The sequence below is a fragment of the Arthrobacter sp. NPDC057013 genome, assembly GCF_042674585.1.
In the GTDB taxonomy this organism is placed as follows: Bacteria; Actinomycetota; Actinomycetes; order Actinomycetales; family Micrococcaceae; genus Arthrobacter.
In genome coordinates this window covers 82,633-103,890 of record NZ_JBHUSE010000006.1, presented here as the reverse complement: position 1 = coordinate 103,890, position 21,258 = coordinate 82,633, and the positions used below count along the sequence as shown (strand labels likewise).

General features: G+C 66.4%; 19 protein-coding genes, 1 tRNA gene and 1 pseudogene. 6 read left to right on the top strand and 15 right to left on the bottom strand.

Features of this window, described 5'->3' with window-relative positions:
- Window positions 1-37: 37 nt before the first annotated feature.
- The 4 genes from atpB to ACFTSA_RS10560 form a co-directional block, all read right to left on the bottom strand.
- A complete protein-coding gene (gene atpB, locus ACFTSA_RS10575; RefSeq protein ID WP_102972065.1) occupies window positions 38-838 on the bottom strand; it encodes a F0F1 ATP synthase subunit A in 801 nt (266 codons plus the stop codon).
- Between the two features lie 81 nt (window positions 839-919).
- Complete coding sequence (locus ACFTSA_RS10570) at window positions 920-1,258, bottom strand: hypothetical protein (protein ID WP_377951220.1); 339 nt, start codon at window positions 1,256-1,258, stop codon at window positions 920-922.
- Entirely contained in the window at window positions 1,251-1,754 is a 504-nt protein-coding gene (locus ACFTSA_RS10565) for a hypothetical protein (protein ID WP_377951219.1), read from the bottom strand. The genes ACFTSA_RS10570 and ACFTSA_RS10565 overlap by 8 nt, the downstream gene beginning before the upstream one ends.
- A gap of 91 nt (window positions 1,755-1,845) precedes the next feature.
- Window positions 1,846-2,973 carry an MraY family glycosyltransferase gene (locus ACFTSA_RS10560; RefSeq protein ID WP_331574934.1) on the bottom strand — a complete coding sequence of 376 codons (1,128 nt, stop codon included), beginning with the start codon at window positions 2,971-2,973 and terminating at the stop codon, window positions 1,846-1,848.
- A gap of 312 nt (window positions 2,974-3,285) precedes the next feature.
- Between ACFTSA_RS10560 and ACFTSA_RS10555 the strand changes: the two genes are divergently transcribed.
- On the top strand, window positions 3,286-4,182 hold the full coding sequence (locus ACFTSA_RS10555) for a glycosyltransferase (protein ID WP_377951218.1): 897 nt from the start codon (window positions 3,286-3,288) through the stop codon (window positions 4,180-4,182).
- A gap of 20 nt (window positions 4,183-4,202) precedes the next feature.
- Here ACFTSA_RS10555 and ACFTSA_RS10550 read toward each other — a convergent pair whose 3' ends face one another.
- From ACFTSA_RS10550 to argS, 10 genes are all read right to left on the bottom strand, one after another.
- On the bottom strand, window positions 4,203-4,979 hold the full coding sequence (locus ACFTSA_RS10550; RefSeq protein WP_377951217.1) for a WecB/TagA/CpsF family glycosyltransferase: 777 nt from the start codon (window positions 4,977-4,979) through the stop codon (window positions 4,203-4,205).
- Window positions 4,976-5,800 (bottom strand): L-threonylcarbamoyladenylate synthase, encoded by an 825-nt coding sequence (locus ACFTSA_RS10545; protein ID WP_377951216.1) that lies wholly within the window; start codon window positions 5,798-5,800, stop codon window positions 4,976-4,978. Before ACFTSA_RS10545 ends, ACFTSA_RS10550 begins: the two co-directional genes overlap by 4 nt.
- A 15-nt stretch (window positions 5,801-5,815) precedes the next feature.
- Window positions 5,816-6,730, bottom strand: a complete 915-nt coding sequence (prmC, locus tag ACFTSA_RS10540) for a peptide chain release factor N(5)-glutamine methyltransferase (RefSeq protein ID WP_377951215.1) — start codon at window positions 6,728-6,730, stop codon at window positions 5,816-5,818.
- Between the two features lie 15 nt (window positions 6,731-6,745).
- Window positions 6,746-7,819: a peptide chain release factor 1 gene (gene prfA / locus ACFTSA_RS10535; RefSeq protein ID WP_377951214.1), complete on the bottom strand. Its 1,074-nt coding sequence runs from the start codon at window positions 7,817-7,819 to the stop codon at window positions 6,746-6,748.
- Window positions 7,820-8,074: 255 nt separating this feature from the next.
- Complete coding sequence (rho, locus tag ACFTSA_RS10530; RefSeq protein WP_377951213.1) at window positions 8,075-10,234, bottom strand: transcription termination factor Rho; 2,160 nt, start codon at window positions 10,232-10,234, stop codon at window positions 8,075-8,077.
- A 438-nt stretch (window positions 10,235-10,672) separates the two neighbouring features.
- On the bottom strand, window positions 10,673-11,638 hold the full coding sequence (gene thrB, locus ACFTSA_RS10525; RefSeq protein ID WP_377951346.1) for a homoserine kinase: 966 nt from the start codon (window positions 11,636-11,638) through the stop codon (window positions 10,673-10,675).
- An 11-nt stretch (window positions 11,639-11,649) separates the two neighbouring features.
- Window positions 11,650-12,756 (bottom strand): threonine synthase, encoded by a 1,107-nt coding sequence (gene thrC, locus ACFTSA_RS10520; protein ID WP_377951212.1) that lies wholly within the window; start codon window positions 12,754-12,756, stop codon window positions 11,650-11,652.
- The gene (locus ACFTSA_RS10515; protein ID WP_377951211.1) at window positions 12,757-14,085 is read right to left on the bottom strand and encodes a homoserine dehydrogenase; all 1,329 of its coding nucleotides are present in this window, start codon (window positions 14,083-14,085) and stop codon (window positions 12,757-12,759) included.
- Window positions 14,086-15,570 carry a diaminopimelate decarboxylase gene (lysA, locus tag ACFTSA_RS10510; protein ID WP_377951210.1) on the bottom strand — a complete coding sequence of 495 codons (1,485 nt, stop codon included), beginning with the start codon at window positions 15,568-15,570 and terminating at the stop codon, window positions 14,086-14,088. It abuts the gene before it with no gap.
- Window positions 15,570-17,219 (bottom strand): arginine--tRNA ligase, encoded by a 1,650-nt coding sequence (gene argS / locus ACFTSA_RS10505; RefSeq protein ID WP_377951209.1) that lies wholly within the window; start codon window positions 17,217-17,219, stop codon window positions 15,570-15,572. The genes lysA and argS overlap by 1 nt, the downstream gene beginning before the upstream one ends.
- 310 nt (window positions 17,220-17,529) lie before the next feature.
- Between argS and ACFTSA_RS10500 the strand changes: the two are divergent.
- The 4 genes and pseudogenes from ACFTSA_RS10500 to ACFTSA_RS10485 form a co-directional block, all read left to right on the top strand.
- Window positions 17,530-18,369, top strand: a pseudogene (locus ACFTSA_RS10500) (FAD-dependent oxidoreductase); the annotation flags it as partial.
- Window positions 18,370-18,450: 81 nt separating this feature from the next.
- A tRNA-Arg gene (locus tag ACFTSA_RS10495) sits at window positions 18,451-18,523 on the top strand.
- 99 nt (window positions 18,524-18,622) lie between these two features.
- Window positions 18,623-19,663 carry a M4 family metallopeptidase gene (locus ACFTSA_RS10490; protein WP_377951208.1) on the top strand — a complete coding sequence of 347 codons (1,041 nt, stop codon included), beginning with the start codon at window positions 18,623-18,625 and terminating at the stop codon, window positions 19,661-19,663.
- Window positions 19,664-19,723: 60 nt separating this feature from the next.
- A complete protein-coding gene (locus ACFTSA_RS10485) occupies window positions 19,724-20,014 on the top strand; it encodes a protealysin inhibitor emfourin (RefSeq protein WP_377951207.1) in 291 nt (96 codons plus the stop codon).
- A 14-nt stretch (window positions 20,015-20,028) separates the two neighbouring features.
- Here the strand turns inward: ACFTSA_RS10485 and ACFTSA_RS10480 are convergent, their stop codons facing one another.
- Window positions 20,029-20,997 carry a GlxA family transcriptional regulator gene (locus tag ACFTSA_RS10480; RefSeq protein ID WP_377951206.1) on the bottom strand — a complete coding sequence of 323 codons (969 nt, stop codon included), beginning with the start codon at window positions 20,995-20,997 and terminating at the stop codon, window positions 20,029-20,031.
- Between the two features lie 81 nt (window positions 20,998-21,078).
- Here ACFTSA_RS10480 and ACFTSA_RS10475 point away from each other — a divergent pair, with 81 nt between their 5' ends.
- Window positions 21,079-21,246, top strand: a complete 168-nt coding sequence (locus ACFTSA_RS10475; protein WP_307103811.1) for a hypothetical protein — start codon at window positions 21,079-21,081, stop codon at window positions 21,244-21,246.
- Window positions 21,247-21,258 lie beyond the last annotated feature (12 nt).

Sequence of the window (21,258 nt, the reverse complement as noted above, 5' to 3'; positions counted from 1 at the left end):
GGGTTGCTTCATCCCCACGAGGGGAAGTTTGAGGTGCCTAGTGGCTGTCGGCGTGAAGTGCGCCTTCGATGTAGATCGCGGTCAGCAGTGTGAACACGTAGGCCTGCAGCGCCATGATCAGCGCTTCCAGCATGTACATGGCAATCGCGCCGGCGAGAACCAGCACAGAGGTGCCCTTGAGGAGGACGTTCTCCTGCATGACGAGGTATTCGATGCCCGATCCGGCAATCATGACGATCAGGTGACCGGCCAGCATGGTGGCGAAGAGACGCAGGCTGTGCGTGACCGGACGGACCAGGAAGTTGGAGATGATCTCGATCGGAATGACGATCGGGAGAATGTAGACCGGGACACCGGAGGGAACGGTGGCCAGCTTGAAGTAGCGCAGGCCGTTCTTCTTGATGCCGATGCCGATCCAGGTGACGTACACGATGGCTGCGAGCACATAGGCGCCGCCGACGTGCGAGAAGCTCGGGAGCTGGATCACCGGAATGGCGCCGTAGATGTTGTTCACCAGGATGAAGAAGAACAGGCTGAACAGCAGCGGGACGTACTTGATGAAGTCCCTGCCACCGATGATGTCCTTGGCGATGCTGTTACGGACGAAGCCGTAGGCGGCTTCACCAGCGAACTGCAGCTTGCCGGGAACGAGCTGCTGCTTCCGCGCAGCGAGCACAAAGAATGTGGCAATAATGACGACGGACAGGATAACCAGCAGCATCTGCTTGGAGAATCCGTCTGCCGCACCCCACGGCAGGATTGCCGGCAGGTGCATTTCTTCAATTCCGGGAGGTGTGAACTCTCCTGAATTTTGGGCCGGGAGCGCAAGCGCGATCAACGCGTTTCCTCTCTGCAGTGTCCATCGTTGGGCGTTGGTCGGGTTCCGGCGCGCGTCATGCTTGCCCTCCCCCGCGTGAAATTATTTGGCATTACTGTTCCCGTCCCCCGACGGGCCGCTGGCTGCACCGTTCCCGCCAGTTGGTTTCCTTGAACTGGTGAGGCCGTGCATATGGGACAGATAGAACCCTCCCGCGGCTCCAAGCAGAGCGCCTGCGAGCACAATCCAGCGGGTTCCCCACAGATAATCCAGTCCCCACCCTATCAAACTCCAGACGATGATTCCGCCAATTATGTAGCTAAAGACGGCCATTCCAGCGTTGTAACCGCCGTCGGAATTCTCGCCGGGTACAGCGGCAGAACCGGGCGTCGGTTCGGGTGTCCCGGGCTGGTTTTTTCCAGGGTGATTTGGCTTAGACATCGGTGCTGCCGCCGTTCCGTTTGGAGTCGCCGGCTGGCTCGGGGTCGTTGAAGATCTGCAGCCGGGCTTTGCTAAAGCCGTAGATCTCGGCCGCCTGCCAGGTGACCACAGCCACGACGGCGCCAATAACGAACCAGCGCCCGTGCAGCCAGTCGGGGGCACCGAGGACGAACAGCACCACGGCGAAACCGATGACCTTGACGAAGTAAGTCGCCACGAACAGGCCGACGGCACCCGAGGGGTTGTTGCGCCCCACAAAGTGGCCGATCAGGAGGCTGATCGCGAAGAACACAGCCACGAGCAGGCCACCGAGGCTGCTGGACACAACACCGGTCCAGCCGTTCAGCAGGGCGGCAACCACGCCGGTAAGAACGAGGGCGCCGCCGGCGGCTGCGGAACTGAGTCCCAGCAGACCGAGCCAGAGCGACCGCGTGGGCCCGGAGACGCCAACGGATCCTTTGCCGGACGCAGGTCCGGGCTCGGCGTTGGAGGTCATGCGAACCCAATCTTCGGGGCAGGGTGGAGTGGTGCAGGAAAGGCCTGCAGTCGAATTCTACACGAGATAGAAATTTTCCGAAAAGCGCGTGTTACTCCTGCGCCTGACCCACTCCCGTGTTTTCGCCGCGGCGGCTCAGGTACGGCCACGCTGTGACCAGGCCCATGATCAGCGTGGCGGCGACCATTATTGCCAGCACAACCTGCCAGGGGTAGACGGCAAACGCCAGGCCGCCGAAGGACAGCACCGCCGCCCACAGATACAGGAGCATGACCGCGGTGCGGTGGGAGTAACCGATGTCCATGAGCTTGTGGTGCAGGTGCCCGCGGTCCGCGGACCACGGTGAACGGCCGACGGCGGTGCGCCGCACCACCGCAAGGCACAGGTCCAGGAGCGGCAGGAACAGCACCGCAAAGGGCAGCAGGATGGGAATGATCGTGGGGATACCGTTCACGCGGTCATACAGCCCCGACGTGATCTGCCCGGTGGAGACCACACCGGCCGACGCCATCAGCAGGCCTATCAGCATCGCGCCGGAATCGCCCATGAAGATCTTGGAGGGAAACCAGTTGTGCGGCAGGAAGCCCAGGCAACTCCCCACCAGGACTGCCGTCAGCAGTGTGGCGAGGTCTGAACGGTCCAGGATCGGAGCGTTCCGGTGGACCCAGTAGGCCGTGAGGAAGAACGCGGACCCGCCGATGATGGCCACCCCGGCCGCCAGTCCGTCCAGCCCGTCGATGAAGTTGAACGCGTTCATTGTGACGACAATGAGGCCGGTGGTGAGGGCGATGTTGACCGGGTCGGACTCGAAGCGGATCGGCTCCGGAACGAACGGGATGATGGTCATGCGGACCCCCCAGACGGCCACCACGAGTGCGGCGAAGGCCTGGCCGATCAGTTTGACCCACCAGCGAAGGTCCAGGAGGTCGTCCGCCACGCCCACCAGCACGATCACGGCGGCACCCGCCAGCACACCCCACGGAGAGCCGTTGTTCCGGAAGATGTCCTTGACGAAGAAGGACTGGCTTGAAACGGCCAGCGCCACGAGCACGCCGGCAAAGATTCCCAGACCGCCAAGACGCGAGACCGGGCTGGAATGCATGTCGCGGCTGCGGATCGGGGCGAACAGCTCAAGCCTGTTGCCGATCAGGCGGGCACCCCACGTTGCGCCGTAGGAGACGATGGCGGCTGTCAGCATCATGGACAGGTACATGATCATGGTGCTGCCACCGTTCCCGTGGCATTGAGATTGCTGCCTCGGTGCATGCTGCCATGCTGCAGGCTACTCTGATGCGGATTCGGGGTCAGGCCGGGCGGACCATGCGGGCTCGTTAGGTGTGGATCTGACGTGCAATAAATGAAAGTTCTCCGTCGCCATGCGCGCACAGACAGGCAGTGCATAGTGCCTGACGGGGCTGTATTACAGTGGACTCTAGTCAAGATACTAACGCCAACGGGTACTTCGCTTCGCGTCACACGGCCTTACGCCGGCGGGAAACTTGCCGACGGCTGTGCTGAAAGGATCCCCGAAATGCCAGTGTCGGTCGCAGTTGCCGCCGTGACGTTTGACCGTCCCAATGAGCTCGCCGTCCTGCTCAATGCCATCAACGGCCAGACGGCCGCCGTGTCCACCATCTGCCTCGTTGACAGCGGCACGGTGCCGTCGAAAGACGTCGCGGCCCAGCACGAAAACGTGGACTACATCCGTTCGGAAGCCAACCTTGGCGGCGCCGGAGGCTTCTCCCTGGCGGCGCTGAAGGCCGTGGCCAGCGGCGCCGACTGGGTCTGGATGATGGACGACGACGCCGAGCCTGCGGACGCCGAATGCCTGGCCACGCTGATCCGGGAAGCGGAAGCCCGGGACCTGGAGGCTGTTGTGCCCCTGGTGGTGGCTCCGGGCCATCCCGACCAGCTCTCCTTCTTCTTTCGGCTGGACGGCAAGGTCTCCCATGACCGGGCCGCGCTGGAGAAGGTTGGATTCCTGCCGAACGACGGCCATTTCTTCAACGGCGCCCTTATCCGGTCCGATGTGTTCTTCAAGGTGGGGCTGCCGGACATGCGCCTCTTCATCCGTGGCGACGAGGTGGACTTCACCATCCGGTTGCGCAAGGCCGGCATCCGTTTCGGCACCGTCACCACGGCCGCGATCATGCACCCGCACGCGTTTTCCGAAACGAAGCACGTGTTTGGAGCCCGCTGGCACGTCATCGTCCCGGAGGGCGCCTTCAAGCGCTACTTCTACTACCGCAACCGCGGCTATCTCATTCGCCGCCACTTCCGCGTGAAGTCCCTGGTGGCCGATGTGGGCGGCTACCTCGGCTATTTCCTTCGCCGGGGCGATCTCCGCGGGCTGGCTGACTGGTTCCGGGCGTTCTCCACGGGGCTCCGCGGCAAGGGGTTTGGCCCGCTGAAGGACCAGAAGTTCTGACGTAGGCGGGCTGCGGCCTGTCAGCCCTGGCCGCGCAGCCGGCGCCGCAGCAGCAGCCCCAGCAGGACCCACGGCTCGCCAAACACCCGGTACGCCACGCGGCGCGGATGCAGCAGCAGCCGCCAGGCCCACTCCAGACCCATCCGGCCAAGCCAGCGGGGCGCGAGCTTCTGGATGCCGGCGATCTGCTCGATGGCTCCCCCGACGGCGCAGTACACAGCGGGCGGCAGCGACGGCAGTCGCCGCCACAGCACCTCTTCCTGCAACGGCATGCCCAGGCCAATCAGCACCAGCTGCGGCTGGACTTCGGCCAGCCACGCGGCGGCCTTCTCTTCCAAGTCCGGATCCCAACCCTCCCCCGGCATTCCGGACACCGCGGCTCCGGGCACGATGGCCTGCAGCTTCGCCACAGCCTTGGCGTTGGCAGCCGCGCCGGCGCCAAGGACAGCGATGCGGTGGAGGCCGTTCACCCGGCCCAGCGCGGGAATCCAGTCCGTTGAACCAAGCCGGTAGTCCATGACGGGCCGCGCACTGGCTTCCCCTCCCGCCTTTTGCCGGCCCCTCCCCCACAGCCAGAGGACGGGCGCACCGTCGAGAAGGACAACGTCGCTGTTCTGGTAGAACTTCCGGAATTCGGGTTCAGAGTGGAACAGCGTCACGCTGTGGAGATTGTGTCCGACGACGGTCCTGGTGGTGCCGTCAGCCACGAATCCGTTGAGGACGGCGGTCAGTCCGTCGACGTCCAGGGGCGTGGCATCCACGCCAAGGATCGGGACGGCTTGCCTCTGCAGCGTCATTCGGCGCTTGCGGGCTTTTCGCCGGCGTCGGGCTGTACGGCGCTTGCGGGCTTTTCGCCGGCCTCGGGCTGTACGGCCTCGGACTGCACGGCCTCGGACTCCACGGCGTCAGACTCCACAGGTGCTTCCGCAGTGGTGACCTCAGCCGCATCCCCAGCATTGCCGTTGATGTCGAGAACCCCCGGAACCACCTCACGCAGCCGCTCGATGCTGATGGCCCCCTCACGGACCACGCGCAGCGGCAGCGAGGTGGCATCCACGATGGTGGACGGCCGGGCGTCGGTTCCCTCGACCGGCCGGAAGCCGCCCTCAAGGTAGACCTCCACGGACTCCGCAAGCTGGGACCGCGCTTCGAAGGCCGTCTGGGCCGGCGCCTGGCCGGTCCGGTTTGCCGAGGACACGGCGAGTGGTCCGGTCACGGTCAGGAGGTCGATCGCCACCTCATCGTCCGGAATGCGAAGTGCCACGGTGCCCTTGGTCTCGCCCAGGTCCCAGTCGAGGGACGGCTGTGCGTGGAAGATCAGGGTCAGCCCGCCGGGCCAGAACGCCTCGGCCAGGTCACGGGCGTCCGGGTAGACGTCGGTGGCCAGCCCGTCGAGCGCAGTCAGGCGGGGAATGAGGACGGGCGGCGGCATGTTCCTGCCACGGCCTTTGGAGACCAGCAGCATGGTGACTGCCTGCGGGGAAAAGGCATCGGCAGCGATTCCGTAGACGGTGTCCGTCGGAAGGACAACGCACTTCTTCTCGAGGATCGCCCGGCGCGCGTGGGCGATTCCGGCGGTCCGCTCGTCGTCGGCCGTGCAGTTGTACGTAGTGGTCACTGCCTCATTCTTTCATTACTCCGGGTGCGGGAAGGCAAGGACGGCACTGGTGGCGCGTTCCTTGCCGTTAAGGTCAAAATGCGTGGTGACGTCGTTCCACAGCCCGGTCCGCTTCAGCATCGTGGATATCCAGCCGGCCTGGACTTCGGCGTGTTCCATCACGAAGTAGCCGCCGGGGACCAGGAGCCGCGCCGCCGAGGCGGCGGCCGCCGTCGGCAGTTCCATGCCGTCCGCTCCTCCGCCGTAGAGCGCTTCCGGAGGGTCGTGGAGCGCCACTTCCGGTTCGTTGGGGATTGCTTCGGCGGGGATGTACGGCGGGTTGGAAACCACGACGTCGAATGTTCCGTTGAGCTCCGGCAGAGCGTTACGCAGGTCCCCCAGCAGGAGGGTGACCCCCAGCGGCCGGAGGTTCTTCGCCGCCCAGGCGTGCGCGAACTCGCTGAACTCCACCGCGAAAACCTCGGCCTCGGGCACCTCGTGCGCGATCGATCCGGCGATCGCGCCGGACCCGGTGCCCAGGTCCACCACCTTGGGGCGGACCAGGCCGGCCCGTTCCAGCGCCCGCAGCCGGTCGATGACCAGTTGCACGACGGACTCGGTTTCCGGGCGGGGAATGAAGACGCCGGGCCCCACCGCGAGCTGGAGGTAGCGGAAGTGCGCCACGCCGGTGATGTGCTGAAGCGGAATCCGCGTGGCGCGCTCGGCCACGAGTTCGGCGTAGCCTTCCGGGGCGGGGGCATCACCGAGCATCATGGCCCGCAGCCGGCCCAGGCCCACACCCAGCAAATGGTCGGCCAGCAGCTCGGCGTCCACCCGGGGGCTGGGGACGCCTGCCTCGGTCAGCCGCTCTGTCGCCTCGCGGACGGCGTCCGCCAGGGACTGGCCGGACGACGATTGGGCAGGCGGCTCCGCGGTGTGCTCGGACGTCATGTGATCCGGGGGCTCCTAGTCGCCGATGGCGTCCAGCCGCGCCTGCTCGTCCATCTCGATGGCGGACTGGATGACCGGCTCGAGGTCACCGTTCATGACCTGGTCAAGGTTGTACGCCTTGTAGCCGGTGCGGTGGTCGGCGATCCGGTTTTCCGGGTAGTTGTACGTGCGGATCCGCTCGGAACGGTCCATGGTACGGATCTGGGACTTCCGCTGCTCGGAGTTGGCGGCGTCGATCTGCTCCTGCTGGTGGGCCAGAATGCGGGCACGGAGCACGCGCATGCCGGCTTCCCGGTTCTGCAGCTGGGACTTTTCGTTCTGCATGGCCACGACGATGCCGGTGGGAAGGTGCGTGATGCGGACGGCGGAGTCGGTGGTGTTGACGGACTGGCCGCCGGGACCCGAGGACCGGTACACGTCGATTTTGAGGTCGTTCTGGTTGATCTCGAGCTCTTCAGGCTCGTCGACCTCGGGCAGGACAAGAACGCCTGCGGCCGACGTGTGGATGCGGCCCTGCGATTCGGTCACGGGAACACGCTGGACGCGGTGCACGCCGCCCTCGAACTTGAGCCGGGCGTAAACGCCTTCGGCGGGGTCATTGGAGCTGCCCTTGACGGCAACCTGGACGTCCTTGTAGCCGCCGAGGTCGGACTCGGTGGAGGAGATGATCTCGGTCTTCCAGCCGCGGGACTCCGCATAGCGGGTGTACATGCGCAGCAGGTCGCCGGCGAACAGGGCAGCCTCGTCTCCGCCTTCGCCGCCCTTGACCTCAAGGATCACGTTGCGTGCATCGTCCGGGTCGCGGGGAATGAGCAGGCGCCGCAGCCGCGCCGCCGCGGTCTCCAGGGAAGCCTCAAGTTCCGGCACCTCGGCCGCGAACTCGGGATCCTCGTCAGCCATCTCCTTGGCAGCTGCAAGATCATCCCGGAGGGCCTCCCACTTGTGGTAGGCGTCCACGATGCCGTTCAGCTGCGCAGACCGCCGCCCCAGCTTCCGTGCCAGCTTCTGGTCAGCATAGACAGCCGGATCCCCCAACTGCGCCTGAATGGCATCATGCTCATCCAACAGGCCCTGTACGGACTCAAACATTCTCAAAACCTCTTTCGACTTGTAACCAAGTCTAGTTACTGCAACGCGCGGTCACTTACAGCCCGATTCCAAGGCTCTGAAGGGCCTATGACCCTGCGCTGCTCGGGCCAAGGACTCCGGTTAAACCAAAAGCCGCTCAAAATATGCCGGCCCGGGAGTGGCTTCGGGCCTGCCGGAGCCGGGTGGCGGACGATCGTAGATCGGGAGCCACCCGGCGTAGGGGCGGGGCCGGCATATTTTGAGCGGCGCGCGCAGCTACTTGTCGTTATCCGACTTCGCACCAAGCGTCGTCTTCTGAACCTGCATGAGGAACTCGACGTTGCTTTGGGTCTCGCGGATCTTGTTGGTCAGGAGTTCCAGGCTCTGCTGGGTCTCCAGGCCCGAGAGTACGCGGCGCAGCTTCCACATGATCTTGACCTCTTCGGCCGAGAGCAGGTTCTCTTCGCGGCGAGTACCGGAGGCGTTGACGTCCACGGCGGGGAAGATGCGCTTGTCGGCCAGCTGGCGGGAAAGGCGGAGCTCCATGTTGCCGGTGCCCTTGAACTCTTCGAAGATGACCTCGTCCATCTTGGATCCGGTCTCCACGAGGGCCGTTGCCAGGATGGTCAGCGAGCCGCCGTTTTCGATGTTGCGGGCAGCACCGAAGAACCGCTTGGGCGGGTACAGCGCGGCGGAGTCCACGCCACCGGACAGGATGCGGCCGGAGGCCGGGGCTGCCAGGTTGTAGGCGCGGCCAAGACGGGTCATGGAGTCCAAAAGCACCACGACGTCCATGCCCATTTCCACGAGGCGCTTGGCGCGTTCGATGGAAAGTTCGGCCACGGTGGTGTGGTCGTCGGCCGGACGGTCGAAGGTGGAGGCAATGACCTCGCCCTTGACGGTGCGCTGCATGTCCGTGACTTCTTCGGGACGTTCATCAACCAGCACCATCATGAGGTGGACCTCAGGGTTGTTGGTGGTGATCGCGTTGGCGATGGACTGCAGGATGAGCGTCTTGCCGGCCTTGGGCGGGGAGACGATCAGGCCACGCTGGCCCTTGCCGATCGGGGCAACCAGGTCGATGACGCGGGGGCCGATCTTCTTGGGGTCGGTCTCGAGGCGCAGGCGCTCGGACGGGTACAGCGGAACCAGCTTGGCAAACTCCACGCGGTCCTTGAGGTCCTCGGCGGTCTTGCCGTTCACCGAGGTGACGCGGACCAGCGCGTTGAACTTCTGGCGGGCGGACTGCTGGCCGCGGTCCTCGCCGTCGCGGGGTGCACGGATGGCGCCCACAACAGCGTCGCCCTTGCGCAGGTTGTACTTCTTGACCTGGGCCAGGGAGACGTACACGTCGTTCGGGCCCGGCAGGTAACCGGACGTACGGATGAACGCGTAGTTTTCCAGGACATCCAGGATGCCGGCCACCGGCAGCAGCACGTCGTCGTCGGTGACCTCGACGTCGTCGACGTCGGGCCCCTGGCTGCGCCCGCGGCGGCGGTCGTTGCGGTCGCGGAACCGGTCGTTGCGGCCGCCGTCGCGGCTGTCCGAACGCTCGTTGCGGTCATTCCGGTCGCGGCGGTTACGCCGGTTGCGGCGGCTGCCGCCGTCTTCGTCGGCGTCGCGGCTGTCGTCACGGCGGGTGTCGTCGCGGCGGGTGTCGTCGCGGCGGGTGTCGTCGCGGCGGGTGTCGCGTCCGCCAGCTTCGCCGGCGTCACGGCCACCGCGGCTGCGGGTGTCGCGGCGTTCGCGCTGGCCGGCTTCGCCTTCGGGTGCCTGCTCGCGGGTCTCGGCCCCGCGGGTCTCGGCCCCGCGGGTCTCGGCGCCTCGTGCCTCGGGGGCAGCCTCGGCAGGGGCGGCGGGGGCCTCGGCGGGAGCAGCTGCGGCTGCTTCGCCACGGCGGCGGTTGCGGGTGCGCGGCTGGCGGCGTTCTGCGCCTTCTGCCTCGGCAACAGCGCCCTCGGCAGGAGCAGCGGCGGGAGCCTCGGCGGCGGCCGGTGCTTCTGCCGGTGCGGAGGCCGGAGCCTCGGTAGCCGCTTCGGCAGCAGTTGCGGCAACGATTCCGTCGCTCACTGCCCGGCGGCTGCGGCCACGGCCACGTGCACGGGTTTCCTGCGCCGGAGCCTCGGCTGCTTCAGCGGCCGGGGCTGCTGCGGCAGTTTCGGCGGGGGCAACCGGCGCAGCAGCCTTGGCGGCAGTCCGCGCCGGTGCCTTGGTGGCGGTGGCGGACGTGCCTGCACGGTGCGCGGAAATGGCCGTCACCAGGTCGCCCTTACGCATGCGGGATCCGCCGGAGATACCGAGCTGGCTGGCAAGCGCCTGCAGCTGGGCAAGCTTCAGGCCGGCAAGGCCGCTGCTCTTGGCGGGAGCTTCCGTCAACGATCCGGAAGCAGAAGATGGTGTGTCCACAGCTGGCGACAGCTCAGTGGTTTCGGTCACGAAGGATCCTTCCCCCTCGACGGCGTCCAGACTGTGAGCTGGACGCGATGATTGGATCTGGGCTGCAGTTCAGATCTGCAGCCGGGATGTCGGCCTTGCCGGTTGGAGTTCGGCCAGCAGGGCCGGATACTGATCACCTTCAGATGCTCCGCATAGCTGGCGGGGCGGCGGACTGGCGGTCAGGGAACAGAAATCCATCTGTAGGTTCCTGGCCAGGCCAAGCAGGTGGCACCGGAGGATATTGCGCAATAAGAGATCGAAGCAGCAGATCGAAGCAGATTCTGACCCGATGACCGATCAAGGCCATTCTCGGAGTCGTTGACTGCACGGTCTCTTGGCTGCAGGGCCCTCTCGACTGCAGAGTCGCCGTCTGGCTGCATCAATGAATGCCGTTATGACTCAGTGAATGCGGTGTGACTGCGGAGACTGCATGCGGTGTTACCGCCGGTGCACTCCCACTTTAGCACCTTCGACGTCGACTGCCAGCTTCATCACACGCCAGCTGATGTCCGGCGTGTTTGCCTCGGAAAACGCGGCAATGAATTCCAGGACGACGGCGGCCTCTTCCCAGCCGTTGGCCAGGACCAGAACCGTGGGGCCCGCTCCTGAGACAACGGCCGCGTGGCCGGCTTCGCGGAGGGCCTTGATCAGGCTGGCGCTGGGCCTCATGGCCTCTGCGCGGTAGCTCTGGTGCAGGAAGTCCTCGGTGCCGGCGAGCAGGAATTCAGGCTTCTGCGTGAGGGCATGGATCAGAAGCGCTGCGCGGCCGGAGTTCATTGCGGCGGCGTGGTGTCCGATGGAGGCAGGCAACAGGGCGCGCGCGGCCTCGGTGGAGAGCTCGTAGTCCGGAACTGCCACGATGGGAACAACCGCAGCGTCGACAGTGGTGCAGGTGCTGCTGTACTGGTCACTGTCCTGCCACGACAGCGCCAGTCCGCCGTAGATCGCCGGAGCGACGTTGTCCGGGTGGCCTTCCAGCTCGCTGGTCAGCTGCAGGATCCAGTTCTTGTCCTGCTGCTCCCCCGCCGGCAGCAGCGCGTTGGCCGCCGTCACGGCTGCCACGACTGCGGAGGCCGACGATCCCAGGCCACGGCCGTGCGGAACGACGTTTTCGGCCGTGATCTTCAGGCCGGTGTGGCGGTAGCCCAGCCGTCCGAAGGCGGCATTCATCGCGCGGACCACCAGGTGGCTGGCGTCCCGCGGAAGGGAGTCCGCACCCTCGCCGCTGAGCTCGAAGACCAGCTCGTCGCTGTCGAGGCTCTCCACGGTGAGGGTGTCGTGCAAGCTCAGTGCCAACCCGAGGCTGTCATAGCCGGGGCCGAGGTTGGCGCTGGTGGCCGGAACCCGGACCGTCACCTGCTGCCCGGCCTGGATGGCGGGCAGCTGGGCGGTCTGCGGCAGCATGGTTTCCACGGTTATTTGTCTTCCAGTCCCAGTTCCGCAGCAACGGTCACGACGTCGTTCGGCACCTTGACGGGCTGGACGTCGCTGCCGTCCCCGGTCCGGAGGGCCCACTGCGGGTCCTTGAGGCCGTGGCCGGTGACGGTGATGGCGATGGTCTTGCCGGAGGGCACCTCACCTGCGGCGTGCTTCTTGAGCAGGCCGGCGACGCCTGCGGCCGATCCGGGCTCCACGAAGACGCCTTCACGGGAGGAGAGCCAGCGGTGGGCGGCCAGGATCTCCTCGTCGGTGACGGAATCGATGAATCCGCCGGACTCATCGCGGGCGGCGATGGCGCCGTCCCAGGAGGCGGGGTTGCCGATCCGGATGGCGGTGGCAATGGTGTCGGGTTCCGTGATGGGGTGGCCGGCGACGAACGGCGCGGCGCCCGCGGCCTGGAAGCCCCACATGGCGGGGGTCTTGGTGGCGACGGGAGCGAGCGTGCCGGCGGTCTCGGACTCGAACGGGGCGGAGTACTCCTTGTAGCCCTTCCAGTAGGCCGTGATGTTTCCGGCGTTGCCGACCGGGAGCACGTGGATGTCCGGGGCGTCGCCCAGGGCGTCGACGATCTCGAAGGCGCCGGTCTTCTGGCCCTGGATGCGGGCCGGGTTCACGGAGTTGACCAGGAACACCGGGTAGGACTCGCCCAGTTTGCGGGCGATGTCCAGGCAGTTGTCGAAGTTGCCGTCAACCTGCAGGAGCGTGGCGCCGTGGGCGATTGCCTGGCTCAGCTTGCCCATGGAGATCTTGCCCTCGGGTACCAGCACGGCACACGTCAGGCCGGCGGCGGTTGCGTACGCGGCAGCGGAAGCGGACGTGTTGCCGGTGGAGGCGCACACCACGGCCTTGGCCCCGGCCTCGACGGCAGCGGTCATGGCCATGGTCATGCCGCGGTCCTTGAAGGACCCGGTGGGGTTCATGCCCTCGACCTTGAGGTAGACGTCAGAGCCCGTCAGCTCGGACAGCTTCTGGGCGTGGACCAGGGGCGTGCCGCCCTCGCCGAGCGTGATGACCCGGGTGGCCGCCGTGACGGGCAGACGGTCAGCGTATTCGCGGATGACACCGCGCCATTGGTGAGCCACTTAAGCTCCTTCTACCCGCAGTACGGATGTAACGGAATTGATCACGTCCAGGCCCTTCACGGCCTCGACGGTTGCTGCCAGTGCAGCTTCGCTTGCGCGGTGGGTGACGATCCGAAGCTCGGCCGATTCCACGTTGGAGTCGGCATCGCGGTGGATGGTCTGGCGCATGATTTCGATGGAAACGCCGTGCTCGGCGAACAGCTGGGCGATCTTCGCCAGCACGCCGGGCTGGTCGGCAACGTCCAGGCCGATGTAGTAGCTGGTGGTCGCGGCGTCGATCGGCAGCGCCGGAACGTGGCCGGTGGTGGACTCGATGCGTCCGGGACCGCCCAGGACAATGCGGCGGGCTGCCGAGACGAGGTCACCCAGCACGGCAGACGCCGTCGGGGTTCCGCCGGCGCCCTGGCCGTAGAACATCAGCTCGCCGGCGTTCTCCGCCTCGACGAAGACGGCGTTGAACGCACCGCGGACGGCTGCCAGCGGGTGTTCGCGCGGCAGGAGCGTCGGGTGGACGCGCACGGAAACGCCCTCGCTGCCGTCTGTTTCTGTGCCGGTTACGGCAATCTTCTCGGCGATCGCCAGCAGCTTGATGACAAAGCCGGCTTCCTTCGCCGCCGCAATGTCGGCGGCGCTGACGCGGGTGATGCCCTCGCAGTAGACATGCTCCAGGTCGAAGCGCGTGTGGAAGGACAGGGACGCCAGGATGGCTGCCTTGGCGGCGGCATCGTGGCCCTCGACGTCGGCCGTGGGGTCGGCTTCGGCGTAGCCGAGCCGCTGGGCTTCGGCCAGGGCATCGGCGAACTGCGCGCCGGTGGAGTCCATCTGGTCCAGGATGAAGTTGGTGGTGCCGTTGACGATGCCCAGCACACGGGTGATGCGGTCACCGGACAGGCTGTCCCGGATGGGGCGCAGGATGGGGATGGCGCCTGCCACGGCGGCTTCATAAGACAGCTCGACGCCGGCCTTGTCCGCCTCCTCGTAGAGGGCCGGGCCGTCGGCAGCGAGCAGGGCCTTGTTGCCCGTGACCACACTGGCGCCGTTCTGGATGGCGGAGAGGATCAGCGACCGGGCCGGCTCGATGCCGCCCATCAGCTCGATCACGAGGTCGGCGTCCTTGACCAGCGTTTCACCGTCAGTGGTGAACAGTTCGCGCGGAAGGTCCACTTCGCGCTCGGCGTCGAGGTTCCGCACGGCGATGCCGGCAAGTTCCAGGCGGGCACCGGTGCGCGGCGCCAGGGTGCCGGCGTCGTCAATCAGAATCCGCGCCACCTGAGCCCCGACGTTGCCACAGCCCAGCAGGGCGACTTTCAGGGTTCGCAATTCGGTCATTCAGGCTCCCATGTCGCGGTTCAGCAGATCTTCTTCGGTTTCCCCGCGGACAATCAGCCGGGGAGATCCGTCGCGCACAGCGACAACGCCCGGCCGGGCCAGATAGTTGTAGTTGCTTGACAGGGCCCAGCAGTAGGCGCCGGTCCCCGGTACAGCGAGCAGATCACCGGCTGCCACGTCCTCGGGCAGATATACATCTCTAACAACTATGTCGCCGCTCTCGCAATGTTTGCCCACTACGCGGGACAGCTGCGGGGCCGCCGCGGAGGTCCGTGAGGCGAGAATGGCCGAATAATCCGCGTCGTACAGCACCGGACGGGCGTTGTCGCTCATGCCGCCGTCCACTGACACATAGCGGCGCGGGTGCGTAACGTTTTTAGCGTTCTTCTCACCGGCTGCGCCGGCGTCACCGGCCGGGGCGTCCACGCGGACGGTTTTCAGCGTGCCCACCTCGTACAGCGTGAAGGTGCTGCTGCCCACGATCGCGCGTCCGGGCTCGATCGAAATCCGGGGTGCTGTGATCCCCAGTTCGGTGCACTTGGAACGCACGACGGCGGCCATCGCCTGCGCGATGTCGGCTGCCGGGCGGGGCGTGTCCACCGGCGTATAGGCGATGCCGTAGCCGCCGCCGAGGTCAAGCTCGGGCAGGGTGATGGAATATTTGGCCTGCACTGCGGCCAGGAAGGTCAGGAGTTTCTGGGCGGCCAGCGCGAAGCCGTCCGGCTCGAAAATCTGCGACCCGATGTGGCAGTGCAGGCCCAGCAGCTCCACGCTGTCGTAGGACGCTGCCGCAGCCACGGCCTCCTCGGCGGCGGACAGGCCCGCTTCGTCCGTGGAATCCTCCGCCATGGAGAGGCCGAATTTCTGGTCTTCGTGGGCGGTGGCGATGAACTCGTGGGTGTGGGCGTGCACGCCCGGCGTCAGCCGCAGCATGACGTTGGCCTTCTCCCCGCGGCCGGAGGCGATCTTGGCCACGCGGTCCAGCTCGTCCAGGCTGTCCACCACGATGCGGCCGATGTTCATGTCCAGCGCCCGGTTGATCTCGGCGTCGGATTTGTTGTTGCCGTGCAGCGACAGGTTGGCACCGTCGATGCCGGCACGGGCGGCGACCGCAAGCTCGCCGCCGGAACACGTGTCCAGCCGCAGCCCCTCTTCGGCCACCCACGTCGCGACGGCAGTGCAGAGGAAGGACTTGCCGGCGTAGTAGACGTCCACTCCCCCGCAGATGTCCGCGAAGGCGTCGTCGAACGCATCCTTGAAGGCACGGGCGCGGGCGCGGAAATCCGATTCGCTCATGACGAACAGCGGCGTGCCGTACTGCTCCTTGAGGGCGCTGACCGGGATGCCGTCAATGGCAAGTTCGCCGCCGTCGTTCCGCTCCACCCCGCCGGCCCACACCGGCGTGTGGAGGGCGTTGAGGTCCGCGGGGACGGCAAGCCACTCCGGAGCCAGCGGCGAGGCTGCGTTGTTCGTGTGCACGTCCATCACATCCGTTCCGGCGCCGAGACGCCCAGCAGTTCGAGCCCGTTGGCGAGCACCTGGCTGGTGGCGTCATTGAGCCACAGCCTGGTGCGGTTGGTGTCCGTGACGGGTTCGTCGCCCATGGGGGCAATGCGGCAGGCGTCGTACCAGCGGTGGTAGGCGCCGGCGATGAGTTCCAGGTGGCGTGCCACGCGGTGCGGCTCGCGCAGCTCCGCGGCCTTGGCCACGATCGAGGGGTAACTGCCGAGGTAGGACAGCAGTTCGTTTTCCGTTGCGTGGTCCAGCAGGGAAGCCTCGAAGGCGCTCCGGTCCACGCCTGCAGCCACTGCGTTCCGCGCCGCGCCCCGGGACCGCGCGTGCGCGTACTGGACATAGAACACAGGGTTCTCGTTGGAGTGCTTCTTGAGCAGCTCCGGGTCCAGCGTCAGCGGGGAGTCAGCCGGGAAGCGCGCCAGCGAGTAGCGCACCGCATCGGTGCCCAGCCAGGAGATCAGGTCCTTCAGCTCGATGATGTTGCCGGCGCGCTTGGAGAGCTTGGCTCCGTTGACGGAGACCAGCTGGCCGATCAGGACCTCGATGTTGACCTCGGGGTCATCCCCGGCCGCGGCAGCGATGGCCTTAAGCCGGTTGATGTAGCCGTGGTGGTCGGCTCCCAGCAGGTAGATCTTCTCCGTGTAGCCGCGGTCCTTCTTGGACAGGTAGTACGCGGCGTCGGCGGCGAAGTAGGTCGGTTCGCCGTTCGCGCGGATCATGACACGGTCTTTGTCATCGCCGAAGTCGGTGGTGCGCAGCCAGACGGCACCGCCGTCGTCGAACACGTGGCCCTGCTCGCGAAGGCGGGCAACGGCATTTTCGATGGCGCCGGCATCGTGCAGTTCCTGCTCGGAGAAGAACACGTCGAAGGAAACCCCGAAGTCCGCCAGGGTGTCCTTGATGTCCTTGAGCTGGGCCTCGTAGGCCGCGGCGCGGATGACGGGCAGGGCCGCCGCGTCCGTCAGTTCACGGATGTCCGGGTGCTTCGTCAGCACCTCATGGCCGAGATCGCGGATGTATTCGCCCGGGTAGCCGCCTTCAGGCACGTCGCGGCCGTGAAGGCGCGACAGCACCGAGTTGGCAAAGACGTTCATCTGGGAGCCGGCGTCGTTGATGTAGTACTCGGCGGTGACGTCGGCACCGGAGGCGCGCAGCACCCTGGCGATCGAGTCGCCCAGGGCTGCCCAGCGAGTGTGGCCGATGTGCAGCGGCCCGGTCGGGTTGGCGGACACGAATTCCATGTTCACCGTGTGGCCGGCGAGCGCATCGTTGGTGCCGTACTCCCTGCCCTTTTCAACGATGACCTTGGCCAGCGCGCCGGCGGCTGCAGCGTCAACCGTGATGTTGAGGAAGCCGGGGCCCGCGATGTCCACGCCGTCGACGCCGTTGATGTCCTTGAGCCGCGCGCTGAGGAGGGTGGCGAATTCGCGCGGGTTGGTGCCGGCCTTCTTGGCCAGCTGCAAAGCAATATTGGTTGCCCAGTCGCCGTGCTCCCGGTTCTTGGGACGCTCCACCAGGACGGAGTCCGGTATAGCCGCCTCGGCAAGGGCGATGTCGCCGGCGGCGACGGCGTCTTTCAGGCAGGCGGATATTGCGAGGGAGAGTTCTTCGGGAGTCACACTCCTAGACTACCGGGGAGCCCGTCGCGGCGCGGAATCCGGCGACCCGCACCACGAAAAGAGACCCCGTGAAGCCTTCAATCCGCAAAACTCTTTTCGCCGGAATGGCCGGACTGCCCCGCGCCGGAACGGTGGCAGGCTGGGCGCCTTCCGCCCAACAGCCCGCAGAGCAGGAGACCGAACCGTCGGCGGCAAGCGCTTCGGCGTCGGGAACAGCCTCGGCTCCTTCTTCCTCGTCGGGCTCCGCAGCTGGCTATAAGGACGGAACCTACAGCGCGGACGGCAACTACAGGTCCGAGCACCCGTCGGCACGCCGGCCATGCTGTGGCTCCTGGTCCCGGGCGTCCTGCTGGTGCTCTACCGCACCCGGAAAACGCTCATGGCCGCCGTCTTCATCCTGGTGGCCACCGCCGTCGTGGCAGCGGTGCAAATGCCTACCGGCGTCGACCTCGGAAGTGCTGTGTGGCAGAGCCTGGCGCAGGGCCCGGTGCTGTTCTTTGCCGGTTTCATGCTCACCGAACCGCTCACGCTGCCGCCGCGGCGCTGGCAGCAGTTGGCGACGGCCGCCGTCGGAATCCTTCTGGCCACGCCGTCCAACTTCAGCTTCGTGGCGAACTCCCCCGAGCTGGCACTGCTGATCGGCAACCTGCTGGCGTTCCTGTCGGGCCAGCGCGGCAGCCTCCGGGCTGCTGTTCAGCCACTCCCGCGGTCTCACGCCCACGCCGACGGAATTCGTGTTCCGCCCGCAGGGCCCGCTCCGCCATGCGCCCGGCCAGCACCTCGAACTGGATCTTCCGCACAGCAGGCCGGACGGGCGGGGCAGGCGCCGCGTCTTCAGCCTGACCAGCCACCCGGAGTCAAAACATGTGAAGATCGGCGTCGGCACCGCCGACCCCGCCTCCGCCGCCAAGCGCAAGCTGCTGTCTCAAGCCGGGCGAGGAGCTCATGGCCACCACGGTGGCGGGCGACTTCGTGCTGCCGAAGGGCTCGGACCCTGTGCTGTTCATCGCCGCCGGGATCGGCATCACGCCGTATTCGGCGCACCTGATCTTCATTTCGGGCTCACCGGCCAGCGTCGGCTCGCTGCGCCGTGCCGCCCGGCATGCCGGCGCCCGAACGTATCCACGTGGATTCGTTCGCGGGATACTAAAGGTGGGGTCCGTTTTCCTTTCCGGCCCACCTTCCTGCTAAGCTCTAGGACGTCCGGCCGGGAACGGCAGGATCCCTGGATGCCCTCGTAGCTCAGGGGATAGAGCGTCTGCCTCCGGAGCAGAAGGCCGTAGGTTCGAATCCTATCGAGGGCACAGCCGAAACCCCCGCCGCTTACTCAAAGCGGCGGGGGTTTTCTGCATTTCCAGTGCGCCTGACGCAGAATGTCAGAGGCCGTTCGTAGTGTGAGTTGCATGGTCTGCTCAATTGTTCCGCCGTATATCCTCCGCCGCCTGGCCGCCCAGGGATCCCCCCGGTTCTCGGCAGTTGCCCGCGCCGCCAGGGAAGCCCTGCTCCACGTTGGAGCCGTGCACGCCGCCCGCATGTCGGCGCCGTCGGCTCCCGCCGGTGTCAGGCAGATGGAGCCCGCTCCGGCCAACAGGTCCGTCTTCGACGCACAGTCCGGCGAGTCGCTGCCCGGGCAGGTTGTCCGGAAAGAGGGGGACGCCGCCACCGGCGACCCCGCCGTGGACGAGGCCTATGACGGCCTGGGCCACACGCACAGCCTCTACGCGGATGCGTTCGGGCGGAATTCGATAGACGGCCTGGGAATGCCGCTGAAGGCCAGCGTCCACTTCGGAAAGCTGTATGACAACGCGTTCTGGGATGGCCAGCAGATGGTGTTTGGCGACGGCGACGGCGAGGTCTTCGAACGCTTCACCAGCTCGCTCAGCGTGATCGGCCACGAACTGGCCCATGGCGTGACGCAGTTTTCAGCCGGGCTCGCGTACCGCAACCAGGCCGGGGCCCTCAACGAATCCGTCTCCGACGTCTTCGGCGCCCTCGTGGAGCAGTATTTCCGGAAGCAAACCACCGCCGAGGCATCCTGGCTGATCGGCGAGGGTCTGTTCACGCCCCAGGTCCAGGGATCCGCCCTGCGCTCCATGAAGGCACCGGGAACGGCTTACGACGACGACGTCCTCGGCAAGGACCCGCAGCCGGACTCCATGGATTCCTACGTCCGCACCCGGTCAGACAACGGCGGCGTCCACATCAACTCCGGCATTCCGAACCGGGCGTTCTGCCTCCTCGCCCAGACGCTCGGCGGGAACGCCTGGGATGCGCCGGGCCAGATCTGGTACGACACGCTGACAGGCGGCTCGCTGAGCCCCACCACCACGTTCACAGCCTTCGCCAAAGCCACCGCAGCAACGGCGAAGGAGCTGTTCGGAGAGGAGTCCGCAGAGCATGACGCCGTGCGCGGGGCGTGGGAGACTGTGAAGGTAAAGCTCTAACCGACGCCGGGCATGTGACACTCCGCTTCCCGGCAGCCGCGGAAACCCGGGAACCTCGCCATGAAAATCACAGTCGAGCGCAGCGGCGGAATAGCCGCAGCCACCCGTGTCTGGACGGTGCTGGCCGTGACGTCCACTGACAAAAGCCGATGGCAGCCGCTCGTCGAAGCGTGCCCATGGGACGCCGTCGACGATCCCCGGCAGGCGGCGGACGGGCAGCCGGACCGCTTCATGTACTCCATCCGCGCCGGCCAGCGCCGCGCCACGCTGCCGGAGACGGCAGTCACCGGGCCGTGGCGCGTCCTCGTGGAGTCGACCCGGGCGGCTGCCGAAGAATCACACTCCGGCTGAAGACCGGGACCTAGCTAGCCCGCCGGGGCCATCTGGCCGCGGAAGGCCCGGCGGTAGGACTGCGGACTCGTGTCCAGCACCTTGGCGAAGTGGTGCCGGAGCAGCACTGGGTGGCCAAACCCCGACTGCCGCGCCACCTCGTCGATATTCAGCTCCGTGGACTCCAGCAGCTCCTGGGCGCGCAGGACACGCTGCGAGTTGAGCCACGCAGCCGGGGTGGCCCCTGTTTCAGCGCGGAACCGCCGGGCAAAGGTGCGCGGCGACATGTGCACGCGGGCGGCGAGCTCCTGGACGGGATGTTCCTCGTCCAGGTTCTCCACCATCCACCGGAGGAGTTCCTCCATGGGCTGGGAGCCGCACTCGGGCATGGGCCTGTCAATGAACTGGGCCTGGCCGCCGTCGCGGTGCGGCGGAACCACCATGTCCCTGGCGATGGCGGCTGCCACGGCGGCACCGAACTCGATCCTCACCAGATGCAGGCAGGCGTCAATACCCGCTGCTGTTCCGGCACTGGTGATGATCCTGCTGTCCTCGACATAAAGGACGTTCTCGTCCACCAGGACTTTGGGGTACTGGGCGGCCAGCTCTCCTGAGTAGTGCCAATGCGTGGTGCAACGGCGTCCGTCCAGCAGCCCGGCCCGGGCCAAGGCAAAAGCGCCGGAGCAAATCGACATTACCCAGGCCCCCCGGGCGTGTGCGGCCCGCAGTGCATCAAGGACCGACTCCGGTACATCTTCCTCCCGGCCGTAAGGCGTCATGATCACCAGGTCGGCATCGGCGGCGGCTTCCAAGCCGAGGCTGACGTTCATGGTGAGGCCTGACTTCAAAGGAATGTCCCCGGGCACCGGTGCGCACACGCGGAAGTCGAACTGCGGCACGCCGCTTCCCCGGTCCGATCGGTCGATGCCAAACACCTCAAAAGCGGTACCGAACTCGAAGATCGAGAAGTTGGGAACCGCTATAACTGCCACTGTCTTAAGCATGTTTCCAGTATGGCAGAAAATTGTACTTTTTAGGCATTTCTGCCACTTCTTTCGAAGGCCCCACGGGAGAACCATGGAGACATGGAAATCTTCGGAATCGCCCTCCTCGTCCTGGTCCTCGTTGCAGCAGCAGCCACCGTCGGCGCCATCCTCCGGGACGGCCGCGGCCACACCCCGCCCGAGCACTCGGCCCGGGACTGGTCCGCACTGGACCTGCCCAGCAGCAACTACACGATGCGCATCTTCTAGGGGCGCATGGCT

Coding starts and splice junctions, on each gene's coding strand:
- ACFTSA_RS10490 (WP_377951208.1), top strand. CDS start 18,623: ATGGTCTGCTCAATTGTTCCGCCGTATATCCTCCGCCGCCTGGCCGCC.
- lysA (WP_377951210.1), bottom strand. CDS start 15,570: ATGGACGTGCACACGAACAACGCAGCCTCGCCGCTGGCTCCGGAGTGG.
- ACFTSA_RS10485 (WP_377951207.1), top strand. CDS start 19,724: ATGAAAATCACAGTCGAGCGCAGCGGCGGAATAGCCGCAGCCACCCGT.
- ACFTSA_RS10565 (WP_377951219.1), bottom strand. CDS start 1,754: ATGACCTCCAACGCCGAGCCCGGACCTGCGTCCGGCAAAGGATCCGTT.
- prfA (WP_377951214.1), bottom strand. CDS start 7,819: ATGTTTGAGTCCGTACAGGGCCTGTTGGATGAGCATGATGCCATTCAG.
- ACFTSA_RS10480 (WP_377951206.1), bottom strand. CDS start 20,997: ATGCTTAAGACAGTGGCAGTTATAGCGGTTCCCAACTTCTCGATCTTC.
- ACFTSA_RS10570 (WP_377951220.1), bottom strand. CDS start 1,258: ATGTCTAAGCCAAATCACCCTGGAAAAAACCAGCCCGGGACACCCGAA.
- ACFTSA_RS10515 (WP_377951211.1), bottom strand. CDS start 14,085: ATGACCGAATTGCGAACCCTGAAAGTCGCCCTGCTGGGCTGTGGCAAC.
- ACFTSA_RS10555 (WP_377951218.1), top strand. CDS start 3,286: ATGCCAGTGTCGGTCGCAGTTGCCGCCGTGACGTTTGACCGTCCCAAT.
- thrB (WP_377951346.1), bottom strand. CDS start 11,638: ATGCTGCCGCAGACCGCCCAGCTGCCCGCCATCCAGGCCGGGCAGCAG.
- ACFTSA_RS10550 (WP_377951217.1), bottom strand. CDS start 4,979: ATGACGCTGCAGAGGCAAGCCGTCCCGATCCTTGGCGTGGATGCCACG.
- ACFTSA_RS10475 (WP_307103811.1), top strand. CDS start 21,079: ATGGAAATCTTCGGAATCGCCCTCCTCGTCCTGGTCCTCGTTGCAGCA.
- prmC (WP_377951215.1), bottom strand. CDS start 6,730: ATGACGTCCGAGCACACCGCGGAGCCGCCTGCCCAATCGTCGTCCGGC.
- ACFTSA_RS10560 (WP_331574934.1), bottom strand. CDS start 2,973: ATGATCATGTACCTGTCCATGATGCTGACAGCCGCCATCGTCTCCTAC.